This is a genomic window from Gottfriedia sp. OAE603 (assembly GCF_040543965.1).
Taxonomy (GTDB): domain Bacteria; phylum Bacillota; class Bacilli; order Bacillales; family Bacillaceae_G; genus Gottfriedia; species Gottfriedia solisilvae.
In genome coordinates this window covers 2,532,192-2,546,845 of record NZ_JBEUNN010000001.1, presented here as the reverse complement: position 1 = coordinate 2,546,845, position 14,654 = coordinate 2,532,192, and the positions used below count along the sequence as shown (strand labels likewise).

At 33.1% G+C, this 14,654-nt stretch carries 15 protein-coding genes; 13 read left to right on the top strand and 2 right to left on the bottom strand.

Going from position 1 to position 14,654, the window contains the following annotated elements; genetic code table 11:
* Positions 1 to 164 precede the first annotated feature (164 nt).
* Both ABID96_RS12940 and ABID96_RS12935 read left to right on the top strand, forming a co-directional pair.
* Entirely contained in the window at positions 165 to 743 is a 579-nt protein-coding gene (locus ABID96_RS12940; protein ID WP_192602399.1) for a sigma-70 family RNA polymerase sigma factor, read from the top strand.
* Positions 736 to 1,815, top strand: coding sequence for a DUF4030 domain-containing protein (locus tag ABID96_RS12935; protein ID WP_192602398.1), 1,080 nt, complete (start codon positions 736 to 738; stop codon positions 1,813 to 1,815). Before ABID96_RS12940 ends, ABID96_RS12935 begins: the two co-directional genes overlap by 8 nt.
* Positions 1,816 to 1,847: 32 nt before the next feature.
* Here ABID96_RS12935 and ABID96_RS12930 read toward each other — a convergent pair whose 3' ends face one another.
* Positions 1,848 to 2,111: a hypothetical protein gene (locus ABID96_RS12930; protein WP_192602397.1), complete on the bottom strand. Its 264-nt coding sequence runs from the start codon at positions 2,109 to 2,111 to the stop codon at positions 1,848 to 1,850.
* Between the two features lie 80 nt (positions 2,112 to 2,191).
* Positions 2,192 to 3,031 (bottom strand): pyrroline-5-carboxylate reductase, encoded by an 840-nt coding sequence (gene proC / locus ABID96_RS12925; RefSeq protein WP_192602396.1) that lies wholly within the window; start codon positions 3,029 to 3,031, stop codon positions 2,192 to 2,194.
* 504 nt (positions 3,032 to 3,535) lie between these two features.
* On the opposite strand from proC, the gene ABID96_RS12920 reads away from it, so the two are divergent.
* From ABID96_RS12920 to ABID96_RS12870, 11 genes are all read left to right on the top strand, one after another.
* Positions 3,536 to 4,516 carry an MBL fold metallo-hydrolase gene (locus ABID96_RS12920; protein WP_192602395.1) on the top strand — a complete coding sequence of 327 codons (981 nt, stop codon included), beginning with the start codon at positions 3,536 to 3,538 and terminating at the stop codon, positions 4,514 to 4,516.
* An 11-nt stretch (positions 4,517 to 4,527) separates the two neighbouring features.
* The gene (locus ABID96_RS12915; protein ID WP_192602394.1) at positions 4,528 to 5,316 is read left to right on the top strand and encodes an SDR family NAD(P)-dependent oxidoreductase; all 789 of its coding nucleotides are present in this window, start codon (positions 4,528 to 4,530) and stop codon (positions 5,314 to 5,316) included.
* A gap of 167 nt (positions 5,317 to 5,483) precedes the next feature.
* A complete protein-coding gene (locus ABID96_RS12910; RefSeq protein WP_192602393.1) occupies positions 5,484 to 6,812 on the top strand; it encodes an aspartate aminotransferase family protein in 1,329 nt (442 codons plus the stop codon).
* Positions 6,813 to 6,877: 65 nt separating this feature from the next.
* Entirely contained in the window at positions 6,878 to 7,507 is a 630-nt protein-coding gene (locus ABID96_RS12905; RefSeq protein ID WP_377897061.1) for a CoA transferase subunit A, read from the top strand.
* On the top strand, positions 7,489 to 8,166 hold the full coding sequence (locus tag ABID96_RS12900; protein ID WP_192603138.1) for a 3-oxoacid CoA-transferase subunit B: 678 nt from the start codon (positions 7,489 to 7,491) through the stop codon (positions 8,164 to 8,166). The genes ABID96_RS12905 and ABID96_RS12900 overlap by 19 nt, the downstream gene beginning before the upstream one ends.
* 243 nt (positions 8,167 to 8,409) lie before the next feature.
* A complete protein-coding gene (locus ABID96_RS12895) occupies positions 8,410 to 8,889 on the top strand; it encodes a PH domain-containing protein (RefSeq protein WP_192602391.1) in 480 nt (159 codons plus the stop codon).
* Complete coding sequence (locus ABID96_RS12890; protein WP_192602390.1) at positions 8,879 to 10,300, top strand: PH domain-containing protein; 1,422 nt, start codon at positions 8,879 to 8,881, stop codon at positions 10,298 to 10,300. Before ABID96_RS12895 ends, ABID96_RS12890 begins: the two co-directional genes overlap by 11 nt.
* A 97-nt stretch (positions 10,301 to 10,397) precedes the next feature.
* Positions 10,398 to 11,834, top strand: a complete 1,437-nt coding sequence (locus ABID96_RS12885) for an FAD-binding oxidoreductase (RefSeq protein ID WP_192602389.1) — start codon at positions 10,398 to 10,400, stop codon at positions 11,832 to 11,834.
* A 3-nt stretch (positions 11,835 to 11,837) separates the two neighbouring features.
* Positions 11,838 to 12,380: a hypothetical protein gene (locus tag ABID96_RS12880; protein WP_192602388.1), complete on the top strand. Its 543-nt coding sequence runs from the start codon at positions 11,838 to 11,840 to the stop codon at positions 12,378 to 12,380.
* 297 nt (positions 12,381 to 12,677) lie between these two features.
* A complete protein-coding gene (locus tag ABID96_RS12875) occupies positions 12,678 to 12,860 on the top strand; it encodes a hypothetical protein (protein ID WP_192602387.1) in 183 nt (60 codons plus the stop codon).
* A 35-nt stretch (positions 12,861 to 12,895) separates the two neighbouring features.
* Positions 12,896 to 14,404 carry an MDR family MFS transporter gene (locus ABID96_RS12870; protein ID WP_087999238.1) on the top strand — a complete coding sequence of 503 codons (1,509 nt, stop codon included), beginning with the start codon at positions 12,896 to 12,898 and terminating at the stop codon, positions 14,402 to 14,404.
* The last annotated feature ends 250 nt before the right edge of the window (positions 14,405 to 14,654 follow it).

Below are 14,654 nucleotides of genomic sequence, written 5' to 3'. Positions count from 1 at the left end.
ACTAACTCAAGCGTTAGTTGCATAAGGATTTTTTTTGTTCCAAATATTACAATAAGTAAAGAAGTTTTTTATCTAAAAACTATTAATTTATTTGAAATTTATAAAAAAGTGAAACCATATTACTCTTTCTTTAGTCTAAAGAGTGGAGGAGGGGAGGATGTTAAATGATTAATAAAAAAGATAGTCATTTCAGTTATCAATACGATTTTAATACAAACGAATTTGATAAAGATTGGTTTATTAATAATCTTATAGATACCTATTCACAGAAAGTGTATTTAATAGCATTTTCGTATGTAAAGGATAAAGGGGTTGCAGAGGATATATCACAAGAGGTTTTCTTAAAATGTTACAAAAGTCTAGAGAATTTTAGAGGGGATGCATCAATCAAAACTTGGATCTATCGAATTACGGTCAATACTGCAAAAGATTATTTAAAGAAAAATAGTTCTATGCTATTAAACTTTCCAAATTTATTCTTTGAGAGTCGTAGAAAAGGAGAAAGCACAGAAGATATTTATTTAAAAAATAGTCAAAATGAGTACCTCATTCAAATTGTTCATTCATTACCAGTAAAATATCGTGAGGTTATCATTCTTCATTATTTTCATGAGCTTAAAATCGAAGAAATGGGAGATGCATTAGATACTAATATAAATACTGTTAAAACGAGACTAGCTAGAGGTCGGTCGATGTTGAGAAAAAAGCTTGATTCCAAGAAAGGAGAAATGCCTAATGTATAAAGAAATAAAACAGTCTAAAGAACAGTACAATCATTTATTTACAGAAGAAATAGCATCGCGAATAAAAAAGAATGTTTTATCAACAATAGAAGCTGAGAAAAAGAATGAAGAAACGCAAAAATTACCTCTCATTTTGAATAAGTCAAAGAGAAGAATTAGAAGGTACATATCAATTTATACTGGTGTTGCTATCATAATTTTTGCAATGGTTTTAACATTGGCTTTCGTTTCGCCTACTATGGCAAAAGTAGTAGCTAAGATTCCTTATTTAGGAAAATTATTTGTCTCAAAACCTCTTATTACAATGGTTACCGAGGAATTAAATGAGAATGGGATAAAAATAGATGCAATAGGTGTTGTTTATCAACCTAAAAAAGAGATTTTTATTTCTATTAAAGGATCGAATAAATATTATGAGGATGTAAGAAAAGAAGTTGAAAAAAATGTAAAAAACATTTTAAGAAAAAATAACTATGATACTTATTCAATAAGGGTTGAAAAAGCTAGAAAGATAGAAAATTACATAAGTAAAGATGATCAGAAGAGATTGAAGGAAGATGAGATTATAAATACTGCAATTCAAAATGAAATTAAAAAAAATAAGTTTAAAGTCCTTTCAACATCAATAACCTCTTCTAACGAAAATCCTTTTGTTGAATTGGAAATTCCAGATTCAACCGAAGACTTAAAAATTGAGGAGTTAAAAAGGGTTGTAAACAATGCTATTAAACGTACTAAATTGGATACATATTCTGTCAAAGTGAAAAAAGTAAATATGCTCAAAAGAGAGCAAGATGGTAGATGGGGACATAACCTCTCATTAATTGGTGAAACGATAATAAGTAAAAGTAAATACAAAGTGAAGGGTATTGGCTATTCTGTCTATCCAAAAATAGAATTAGAAATAAGAACTACTGTAGAAAGTACAGATGAAAATGCAAAAGAGTTTGGACATAATCTGGCGCAAATAATTGATGAATTTTTAAAATCGGATGAAATGAAACAAAATGTCAAGGATGATAATTACGAGATTAATATTATTAGTAAAGACAAAAAGAAATTAAACGATTAAGGAATTTACGTATATACAAGAAATGACCACATCTAGTGGTCATTTTTATTTAAAAATGAATTAATAGTTTGGTTGATTGAATCTAGCTTAGTAAGGAAGTCCTTTTTGATTAACAGGAGAGTTGTGTCAAATTGAGAGTAGGATTTGGAGTTGTTTTTTGGTTCAACCATCGAATTTCCAACAATATAACTAATAGTGATAAACCCTACTAGAATGATGAGTGTAATGATTAAAGCGATTGTGATGAGAATACGTTTAATGCTAGCTCGTAATATCTCGTTGCTTGTTAATTTCATAATTAAAACTCTCCTCCTTAGGACAACGTACAGTTACCTGTATCATTGTATTACCTAAAGAGCAGAGTCATGACAAGCTTTTAAATTTTTAACATTTTTTCATATTCCTCTTGTATTTCTCTAGAACGAACGGTTGCTTCAATAAAACAGTTTAAAAATGATGAAGAGACTTCGCGGTCTTCTAGCACGGAGATACCTGCTTCAGTTGTTCCGTTTGGACTAGTAACTTTTTTTCTTAATGTCAGTGGGGATTTATTTGTTTCTTGTAGCATGGAAATTGAACCAATTAATGTTTGCTGAATAAATGGTTTTGCAATATCACGGTGTATACCAAGTGACATTGCTGCTCTTTCAAATTGTTCTACCACATAATATATATAGGCAGGTCCACTACCAAATAGTCCTGTCATTGCGTGTAATTCGTTTTCTTCAACTTTTGCCACAATTCCTACACGTTCAAATAATCTTTTTGCGATCTGTGCTTTTTCAAATGGTAGTTCATCACTATATGAAATAGCAGTAGCTGATTTCCGAACTAAAGAAGATGTTGTAGGCATGGCTCTTATAATATTTATTGATTCTTTTCCTAATAATTGTCTGATTGTATTAATAGAGACACCTGCAACTAATGAAATGATAAGTTGTTTCTCATTGATTAAATCTTTACATTGTTCAAGTGCTGCTCCTACATCCTTTGGCTTCATAGCTAAAAACACAACGCTAGCACCTGTAATCGCAAGCTGCCTGTTTGAAGTTGCTAATACTCCATACTTGTTATGTAAACTATCAAGACGCTCAAGGTCCTCTTTATTTGTAATGGCAATTTGATCACTCTCAAGATAGCCACTCTCTAGCAATCCAACTATTAATGCTTCTGCAATACTACCTGCACCGATAAACGCAACTTTTCCAAGAAACATTACATTTCACCTCACCTATATTGTAATAGATATTTATATTAGAGAAATGATTTGTATATTCCTTGTTGACATCGTCTAAAAAAATAATTTTTGGGTGATGTTAATGTTTTTTAATGATAATTTAATTAAATGTTTATTTTAACAGCTGTTTATATTGAAAAATGTTTACTGTTGAAAAATAACAATCTCTTAAAAGTTAATTAGAATAGATAGTACAAACATTCGGGAAAGAATCGGGACAGGTGAGACGATACAGGTGTATATACCTAATGCGAAGCTCTCCACGCGCCCAACAGGGTGGAGTCTAAAATCAACAAACTTTTTTCATGAGGCTTACTTTTAAGGAGAAAGACATTATTGATTTAGTGAAAGATGATTTATTATTTTAGATAAGTTGATTAAAATGAAGTATAGTTAATAGTAAAATAGGTAAATTATTTGTTTGTCATTCATCTTTTATATATTAGAATATATTTTATATAGATTCACATAAGGAGGCATTACATGATTCCTACTAATAAAATCCACAGTATTACTCTTCCGGTTCCATATGCGATGAAAACAGTAAATGTTTTTTTAGTAGAAGGTGATTTACTAACATTAATTGATACAGGAACAAATACATCGGAAACTTTAGAAGCGTTAAAAAGTGGTGTAAAGTCAATTGGTTTCGAATTAAGCGATATTGAACAAGTCATCTTAACGCATCATCATCCGGATCATTCTGGACTTCTTGAAGTATTTAAAGAGGATGTAAAGATTTTAGGGCATAAACGAAATAAACCATATCTAAAACAAGAACAATCTTTCTTAGACTATTACAGTGAATATTTCATTGAAAATGCAAAAAGATATGGTGTTCCAAGTCTATTTGTTCAAAAAATGCCTCGTTCTATTAAAAAAATCCCGTACTCATGCAAACGTTCATTAACTGATGTAATTAGTGAAGGCGATCAGTTAGAAAATTTATTTAATGTAAAAGTACTTTATACACCTGGCCATGCAACTTCACATATTGCTCTATATAGCGAAGATGATGGAATTGCATTCGGTGGCGATTTACTATTAGATAAGGTGTCGTCAAATCCGTTACTTGAACCACCTTTAGAAGGTGAATTGGAACGACCAAAGCCATTAATTCAGTATAATCAATCTTTACAAAGAATAGCTGAGTTACCGATTACGAAATTATATACAGGACATGGCGATCCAGTTACTGATGTAAAAGGTTTAGTCGAGATTAGATTAGAAAAACAAAGAGCAAGAGCAGAAAAAGTATTAGAAATGATTAGGAACCAACCATTAACTGCATTTGAAGTATGTCAGATGTTATTTCCAAAAATTTATGAAAAACAACTATCACTTACTTTATCAGAAACAATTGGTCAACTAGATTATTTAGAGAATCTTGGTTTTATTCGTTTAGATGAAAGAAATGATGGTATACTTGTTTATAAAGCGAATGAGCATTCAGTCAGTAATTGAGGTGGAAATGTTTGAGGTTAAGGAATCAAACAATCGTTATCACAGGAGCTTCTAGTGGTCTAGGTAGAGACTTAGCATTTTCTGCAGCAAAAGAAGGTGCAAATGTAGTTCTGATTGCGAGAAGAGAAGAAGAACTGAAAAATCTAAAGACAAAGCTAGAAGAAATGTATCCTGTTAAATGTCATTATTTTGTAGTAGATGTGACAGATGAAAATTTAGTATATGATGCATTCCATCAAATTGAAGAGCAGTTTGACGGAATAGATGTTTTAATAAATAATGCCGGATATGGTCTTTTTCAAACGGTTGAACAAATGTCACTTCAAGACATGAAGCAAATGTTTGAAGTGAATGTTTTTGGCGTAATGTGCTGCTCTAAGTTGGCACTTTCCTCTATGAAGCTGAAAGGTAAAGGACATATTATCAATATTGCATCTTTAGCAGGTAAAGTGGCTACATCTAAAGCAGCTGCTTATGCTGGTTCGAAACATGCTGTACTTGGTTTTAGTAATGCATTGCGCCAGGAAGTTGAAAAGGACGGGATTTTCATCACAAATGTAAATCCAGGACCAATGGACACTCCATTTTTTGATATCGCAGACGAATCAGGTACTTATGCAAAATCTGTTCGGAAAATGATGCTTGATCCTGAAAAAGTTGCATCAAAGGTGATTTCCTTAATTGGTCAAGATATACACGATGTTGATCTGCCTTCATGGATGGGATTTGGTGCAAAGATTTACTCGCTTTTCCCGAAAATAAGCCATCGAGTCATGATGAAGTTTGGAAATAAAAAATAATATATGAAAAAAAGCTTAGAGACTAGTCTCTAAGCTTTTTTTGCTTCGTTTCATTATGATTGTTTTGCACTACTTTAAGTGAGTGTATTTTCTTTTTATCTAGTCTAACTTTTTGCACGCACAACTATATATAGTAATAAGCATGAATTGAAAGTTGGTGAGGTAGTGTGGCTAAGCGAGAATACTTAATCAAACCGCTAGTAGGAGAAATCTATCCAACAATTGATCGAGGAGAATCAATCTACTTATGGGACAAGCAAGGAAAAAAATATATTGATGGTTCATCAGGTGCTGTGGCTGCAAGTATTGGGCATGGTGTGAAAGAAGTGATTGATGAAATGGTTGGCCAAGCAAATAAGGTGGCATTTGTATATAGGTCACAGTTTACTAGTGATGCAGCTGAAAACTTAGCAAAAAAAATAAGTGAGCTAACCCCAGGTGATTTGAACTGGAGTTTTTTTGTCAACAGTGGGACCGAAGCAACAGAAACAGCTATGAAAATGGCAATTCAGCATTTTCAAGAAAGAGGAATTCATACAAAAACGAAAATCATTTCAAGAGTGATGAGTTACCACGGTATTACAATTGGTGCGTTATCTATGTCAGGTCACCCACTTAGAAGAAAAAGGTTTACTAGTTTACTTGAGGATTATCCAATGGTTGAGGCGCCTTATTGTAAACGGTGTCCGTACGGTTTAGAAAAAGGCAGATGTGAACTTTTATGTGCGACTTCACTTGAACGGACAATTCAAAAATTAGGAGCAGAAAATGTAGCTGCTTTTATCGCAGAACCAATTGTTGGTGCAGCAGGTGCAGCATTAACCCCTCCAAAAGGCTATTATGAAAAAATTAGAGAAATATGTACAAAACATGATGTATTGTTTATTGCAGACGAAGTAATGACCGGAATTGGTAGAACAGGAGAAATGTTTGGTATTCATCATTGGAATTGTGTTCCTGATATTTTAGTGCTTGGAAAAGGTTTAGCTGCTGGGTACACGCCTATTGCTGCTGCGGTTGCTAGTGATCGTGTAATGCAGCCTATAATTGAAGGTAGTCGACTTGTCATGAGTGGTCATACATTTAGTGCGAATCCGCTTTCTGCGAGTGTGGCATTGGCAGTATTACATTATGTTGAAAAGCATAATCTAGTCCAAAATTCCAAAAAACAAGGTAAGAAAATAATGAAAACATTAAAAGAATGGAAAAAGCAATTTCCATTCATATTTGATGTGCGTGGTGAAGGATTACTAATTGGAATTGAGCTCGATGAAACTCTATTTGAGAAACATAGTTTAACAACCCACATTATTGAGATTGCTAGAAATAAAGGACTTTTACTTTATCCGGCTGTAAGTGGACCGAATGGACGATTGGAAAATAGTTTTTTACTTTCGCCACCACTTGTGATCACAGCGCAACAAGTTGATGAATTATTGATTGTTTTAAAAGAAGTATTTCATGAACTATCTCAGGAAGTGAAAGGGGTTATTTAATGCAAATCAATACATTTGGGAAAATAATTGATATTGAGGAAGCTTTGTCATTCTTTCAAGATGATATGGTACTAATGTTTGGTGGCTTTGGAGGAATCGGTAATCCTCCTACATTGATAAAAGGCATTTTAGAAAAAGGGATCAAAAACCTAACTTTAATAGGAAATGATACAGGTTTTCCAGATGTAGGTATTGGGCAATTAGTAACAGCCAAAAGAGTCAGAAAGATGGTTACAACGCATATTGGATCAAACCCGAACGCGGGTAAACAAATGACAGATGGTACATTAGATATTGAATTTAGTCCTCAAGGTACTTTTATAGAACGGGTAAGAGCAGGCGGTGTAGGATTGGGTGGTGTTCTTGTTGATATTGGAATAGATAGTGTAATAGATATCAATAAACAAAGAGTTACTGTTTTAGGTAAAGAATATTTAGTGGAAACACCTTTAACTGCTGATGTTTCAATTGTTTATGCGAAAAAAGCAGATCCATTTGGTAATTTAGTTTTTGACAAAAGTGCACGTAATTCGAATCCATATGTGGCAATGGCTGGAAATATAACGATTGTAGAAGTGGATGAAATCGTTCCTTTAGGTGCACTAGAACCAGAGGAAATCATCGTCCCAGGCGCATTTGTTCATTATATTGTTCAATCGGAAGGAGTGGATTGGAAGTGGGTCTGGGAAAAATAACTGCCCGTGAAGTCATGGCCAAACGAGCCGCACAAGAAGTAAAAAACGGTATGATTGTAAATCTTGGTATTGGCATTCCTTCATTGATTCCTAATTATTTAGCAAAAGATGCATCTGTTATGTTCCACGCTGAAAACGGTGTGTTAGGGATGGGTCCGACTCCTAGGAAGGGGGAGGAGGATGAAAATTTATGCAATGCTGCAGGTCTACCTGTCACGTTAATTCCTGGTTCAAGTTATTTCGATAGCAGTATTGCTTTTGCCATCATTCGTAGAGGTTTATTAGATTTAACGGTTCTTGGTGCATTAGAAGTAAGCCAAAATGGAGATTTAGCCAACTGGATTGTTCCAGGTAAAAGAGTACCAGGCATCGGAGGGGCGATGGACCTAGCACAAAAGTCCAAAAAAGTGATCGTTCTTATGAATCATACAAATAAAAATGGCGAACCCAAAATTGTTTCAAAATGTAGTTTACCTCTAACTTCGCCTAAATGTGTTGACTTAATTATTACAGAAATGGCTGTAATTGAAGTGAAAAAAGATAGTGGTGAATTGTGGCTTAATGAAGTAATGGCACCTTATTCAATACGAGATGTGATAGAAAAGACAGGTGCACCACTTTTTGTAAATCAAGATATTATCGTTCACAATTGGGAGTAATAAATTCATGTGGGAGCTTTTTGTCGGGGGAAACTTTCTGTAGGTCGTTGGCTAAATAGGCTCACCACATGAACCCCTCTTAATTAATCTGATGTGAAATTCAATCATCTATTTTTTGAACTTTTTTAACAAATTTTCTAAACATTTTATTATGTTTTGTCGATAAATAGGAGGTTTGTGAAAAGCTTGTCTCATGTTATTATATAGAAGTGAGATATTAATGAGATAGAAAAAGGTGATTAAATGAGAGCAGATCCATCTCAAAGACCATCACCGAAAATGAGGTCTGTTTGGAGAATTATTTCATTATTAAGTAGTATTTCTCTACTGGCGCTACCAATCATTTATTATTTTCTGATGAGATACTTTTCATTTCCTTCATTTGTTTTGATGATACTTACTGGTATTGTATTTGCGGCTATTTTATTTTTAACTTTATTTTTACCGTCATTAAAAATGAAATATACAGCTTATGAAATATACGAAAATGAGCTAGAAATTCAAAAAGGTATGTTCATCATTAAACGAATTATTATTCCAATGGTTAGGGTTCAACATGTTACGACTGAAGTAGGTCCTTTACTTCGCAGATATGGATTATCTACTGTAAATATTTCCACGGCAGCTACCACACATGAAATTGAAGGTTTAGAACACCATGTTGCTGAGAAGCTAAGAGATAAAATCGTTTACTTAGCAAGGATCAGTGATGATGATGTATGAGCCAAAGCGACAACATCCAGCATATATTTTATCAGTTTTAATAGAACAAATTAGAAATATCATTATTCCAATCATTATTTTATTTGTTTCGGGTGATAAAGGATCTATTTTTCAATATTTGTTCGCGATTGTTTTGGTTGTTTTCCCTGTTGTTTCAGCAATTATAAAATGGTATAGATTTACTTATTATGTAACTGAAGATGGATTTAGGATTCGTTCTGGATTATTTGTGATTGAAAACACATTTATTCAAAAGGAGCGGATTCAGTCTGTTGCCATTAATGCTGGTTTTATTCAACAGCTTTTTCATGTAGTTAGTGTACGAATTGAAACTGCTGGAGGAAAGAAAGCAGAAGGAGTACTGAATGCAATACCAAAGGATGAGGCACTTGCACTCAGAAATGAAATATTACAATTTAAAAAGAAAAAAATAGATGAAGTTCAGACCACAGAAAAAAGTGAACCGGTTGATGAGTCTTCTGTTGATTTTACAGCGAAAGTGGATTTTAAAAAACTTATTTTGGCAGGAATTACGTCATTTGAGGTAGGAATAGCGTTTGCAGTTTTAGCTTCTTTATTTTCACAAATAGAGGACTTGCTACCAAACAGTGTTTATGAGGCAATTTATAATCAAATTCAATCTTTTACATATATGATGTTTTTCATCCTATTTTTAGGTTGTTTACTACTTTCTTTATTTTTTACTACGTTAAGATATGTCTTAAAATTTGCTAACTTTACTGTCCATAGAAAAGAAACTCAATTAATGATTACAAGAGGTCTTTTTGAAAAAAATGAATTTAACGTTTCTATCAAGAGAATTCAAGGTGTAGTCGTTGAGGAAGGCATTTTTAGACAATTATTTGGTTATGCAACAATTTATGTAGAAGCGGTTGGAATGGGTGATTCCCAGGAGAATGGAAGACATGTTTTACATCCATTTATTAAGATGAAACATGTGCCAGAATTTTTAACTAATTTTATACCTTCTATTTCATACGATGCCATTTCTCATCGAGCTCCAAAAAGAGCTAGAAAAAGTTACTATTCTTGGAGTATTCTTATTTTCCTCATTGTAGCATTGGCAATCGTGTTACTTCCTTTTGTCCAATTTTGGGCACTAGGACTAGTCTTAATAGGTGTATTTATTGGAGAAATTAGATATCGATATGCTGGTTATACTTTATTGGATCGAACAGTTATATTGCAGTCTGGATTTTTCTCTAGAACAACAGCAATTATACCAAGGGAAAGAATTCAAGTATTAATTGGGAAACAAAGCATGCTTCAAAAACGTGCAAAGTTAAAGTCAATTTATATTACAATTCTTTCAAGTCAATTTGGTCGTACTTATAAAGTTAAGCATTTAGATGAAAAAGACGTGAATCGTATGATTGGTTGGTTTAGTTAAAAACATTTAAATGTACTATAAAAGACGTGCATACATTTTGTAACACGTCTTTTTTACTGCGCTAATATTCAATTTGTTCTAAGGGGAGAAAGTCATTTTGTGGAAAAAAATATCAATTGGTTTCATTCTGATTACAGTGTTTGTCATAGTGTTTTATACATTGTGGAATAAACCAATTTCGCTAAAAGATGGGATGATTGATGATGTGGCTCATTTGCTTCCGACCAAAATTGATAGAATTGTAAAAGGGAAAGAAGTAGAACAACTAAGGAAAATTGTTCTTGATGCAAATAGTCAACATAAAACAGTATCAATTGCAGGGGAGCGCCATAGCCAAGGAGGACATACTTACTATAAAGATGGCGTTGTAATCGATATGAAAACATTTAATAAAGTGAAAAAAGTTGATCCAATCAAAAAAACAGTTGTTGTACAAAGTGGTGCAACTTGGGGAGACATTCAAGAAGCTATCAATCCTTATAACCTGGCTCTGAAAGTAACACAGTCACAAGAAATTTTTTCAGTTGGTGGCTCATTAAGTGTAAATGCACATGGTCGTGATCTTCGAAATCATTCATTAGCTAGTACAGTTAATTGGTTTACATTACTTCAAGCCGATGGAAACATCATAAAAGTTAGTCGAACAGAAAATAGTGAATTATTTTCATATGTATTAGGTGGTTATGGTTTATTTGGGATCATTCTTGATGTAGAGCTTCAGCTTACTGATAATGAGCTGTATAAGATAGAAACAAGTACAATGGAATATGATGAGTATTCTTCCTACTTTAAAAGTGAAGTATTAGGAAATAAGGATGCTAAAATGCATATCGGACGAATTTCAGTTGCACCTGATAGTTTTTTAGATAAAGTGTATTCAATTAACTATATGGATACTTCTCGGAAAATGACTAAGTCAGATAAAGAATTAAAAGAAGATAAATCAGCATTTTTCCCGAAGCTTGCTTTAGGAATGTCTCGAGGATCTGATCAAGGAAAAAATATATTTTGGGATATTCAATATTATTTTATTGATGCATTAGACGGAAACTTTGAATCTCGTAATAATGTCATGCGTTCTGAAAGTAAGTTTATGGAGTTTGAAGATCGACAAGATACTCAAGTTCTTCAAGAGTTTTTTGTGCCAGTAGATGAATTTATTCCTTATATAGATGATGTAAGAGAGTATTTGGAATCTGAAAATTTAAATGTACTTAACATTACAATTCGATATGTAGAAAAAGATGATGAAACAGTCATGAACTATGCTAAAGAGGACATGTTTGCTTTTGTCATACTCATTCAACATGGAAGAGATCAAAAGTCTATTCAATATGCGAAAGAAGTAGTTCGAAAATGGACTGATATTACGATTCAACATGACGGATCTTATTACCTTCCTTACTATCCATATCAAACAAAGCAGCAAATGAAATTAGCTTATCCAAGAACAAATGAATTTTTCAATATGAAAAGAGAATTCGATCAAAATGGTGTTTTTATGAATACTTTTTACAAAAATTATGGAGAGTAGGATATGAATAAACTAGTAGTAGCAATTTTAAGTGTGGTTGGATTTAGTAGTTCTTTAGTATTTCCATATTATGTTCTCTTTTTAAGAAATATTGGAGATAGCTATGATGTGTTTAGTTTATTGTATGGGCTTTTTTCATTAAGCTTAAGTATTGTTGTCTACTTTGGTGGTAAATTTTTTGAACGATTTTCTCCATATTTATTGATGATGCTTCATTCGTTTTTTTGTAGTTATCTATTTTTCTCACTTCATATGATTGAAAATATTAAAATCGTGTATATTGGGCAGGTTTTATTCGGTGGATTTACGGCCCTTTTCAAGCTTGCAGAGAAAAGATTATTTCTGAATGCAACTTCTGAATTTTATCGTAGTTATTTATTTTGGACTTCTTTTGTCACTGCACTTTGTATTATTGGAGTAGGAGTTTTATTTGATTCAATTGATATTCGCTTTATGTTTAATCTAGCAGCATGGTTGTTTTTATTAAGTGGATTTGGTCTTGGGGCTAAATTTATTCTTAGAAGTAATAAAGATGAGAAGAGTTGACTTGTTTAGCCAATTTGAGGTGTTGTAAATAGAAGTTGTTACACAACAATGTTTTGTTACTTGTTTTATCGTATTTTTTAATAGATTCTAATTGGATCGGATTGTCGGTACTAGTTACATCATTGTAATACCTCTGTATTTATATAAAAGATAGTTTATTAAAAAAATCTAATATTATTTTTATAAGATGGATATTGTGTAAGTAACGAAACAATGTTATATTATCTAAAAGTAGGCTATGAAATGTTTGGAAGAATTTCTATGCCTTTATAATAGTGATAGAGAGGGAATGATAAAATGTTAAGACATGAAGAGGCTGTCGGTATATTTTACGCTGCATTTGTTATATTAGGATTAACAATAGGCTTAGGTGTTGGTTATTTTACATCGCATTTAATTGCTGGTGGATTTCTTGGTTTTGGAATTGGAATAGGTTTAGGTCTTTTAAGCAATGCAGTACTGTATATTAATAAGGATTGATTTTTAAAGATTGAGCGTTAAAAGGAGAGAGAAACATGCAAAAAAGGGAAACGAAATTGGTTCCAGTTATGATTGCATTATTATTAGGTATATTTTTTGCCTCATTAGATAATACGATTGTATCTACGGCGATGCCTACAATGTTAAAAGATCTAGGTGGCTACGATCAGTTTGTTTGGGTAACTTCAGCATACTTAGTAACGGAAATGGCTGGTATGCCTATTTTTGGTAAACTGTCTGATATGTATGGAAGAAAACGATTCTTTATGTTAGGTATTATTCTATTTTTACTTGGATCGATTCTTTGTGGTACTGCTCAGTCTATCGTTCAGCTTAGTATTTACCGAGCAATTCAAGGGATTGGTGGTAGTGCATTAATGCCAATCGCTTTCTCAATCATTTGGGATGTGTTTCCTGTTGAGAAACGAGGGAAAATGAGCGGGATTTTTGGAGCTGTATTTGGTCTTTCTAGTGTTTTAGGTCCATTAATTGGGGCATATATTACAGATTACATTGATTGGAGATTTATTTTCTATATCAATATTCCATTCGGCTTGTTAACACTTGGATTAATTAGTTTTTATTATAAAGAATCAACAAACCATCAAAAACAACAAATTGATTGGTGGGGTGCAACTACATTCGTCATTAGTATTGTCAGTTTAATGTTTGCACTAGAACTTGGTGGAAAAGAGTACGCGTGGGATTCTATTCAAATTTTAGGTTTATTTGGTGCTTTTGCGGTCTTCTTTATCATCTTTTTATTCATTGAAAGAAAAGTTCCCGAGCCAATTATTTCGTTTGAAATGTTCAAAATGCGTCTTTTTGCAGCAAGCAATTTTGTAGGCTTATTTTATGGTGCTGCGTTTATTGCAGCAACAATCTATATCCCGATTTTTATCCAGTTTGTGCAAGGTGGTACCGCAACAAACTCTGGATTAGTATTATTACCAATGATGGTTAGTGTAAGTATATCTGCTGCATTTGGTGGAGCATTAGCAAATAAAACTAGCTATCGTAACTTAATGGCGGGTTCTGTCGTGCTATTATTAGCAGGTATTTTATGCTTAGGAACATTATCACCTGATACAACGAAATTCCAAATTGTACTGTATATGATCATTGTTGGACTTGGTGTAGGTGTATCATTCTCAGTTTTAGGTATGGCAGCTATGCACCATTTTGATAATGAAAACCGTGGTTCAGCAAGCTCTACGAACTCATTCCTTCGTGCATTAGGAATGACTGTTGGTATTACAGTATTTGGTGTTATTCAAAGAAATGTCTTTTCTGATAAAATTTCAAGTGCACTCGGGAATAGTGGTGCGCCTCAAAATTTAGATATCAATCAAGCGTTAACACCTGAGGCAAGTAAAATGATTCCTGCTCCGGTTTTAGATAAAATATCAGAAGTGTTTGCTACTTCTATCGCTCATACTTTCTTATGGACTTTAATTCCAGTTGGTTTAGCGATGATCTCAATTTTCTTAATGGGGAATGAAAAATTATCGAATAAAGAGTTACCACAAAGTAATGCATCATAAGAAAGGAGGCTATTTATTGGCCTTCTTTTTTTTATTTTTTGGCTCTGTTAATATTAATTGTTGATTTTAGCTAAATACATTAAGAGTTTATAAAGAGAAAAGCCGGTTCGAGAGTAATTGGAATGGAAGGTGCGATGACTCCTATGGGAATGCGGGAAACTTGAGACCCCGGAGGCTCAAGTCGTCACGCCCCATGGAAAGCGAAGTACCGGAATGGAATTCAACATTCTTTTTTAACAGAGCCTATTTT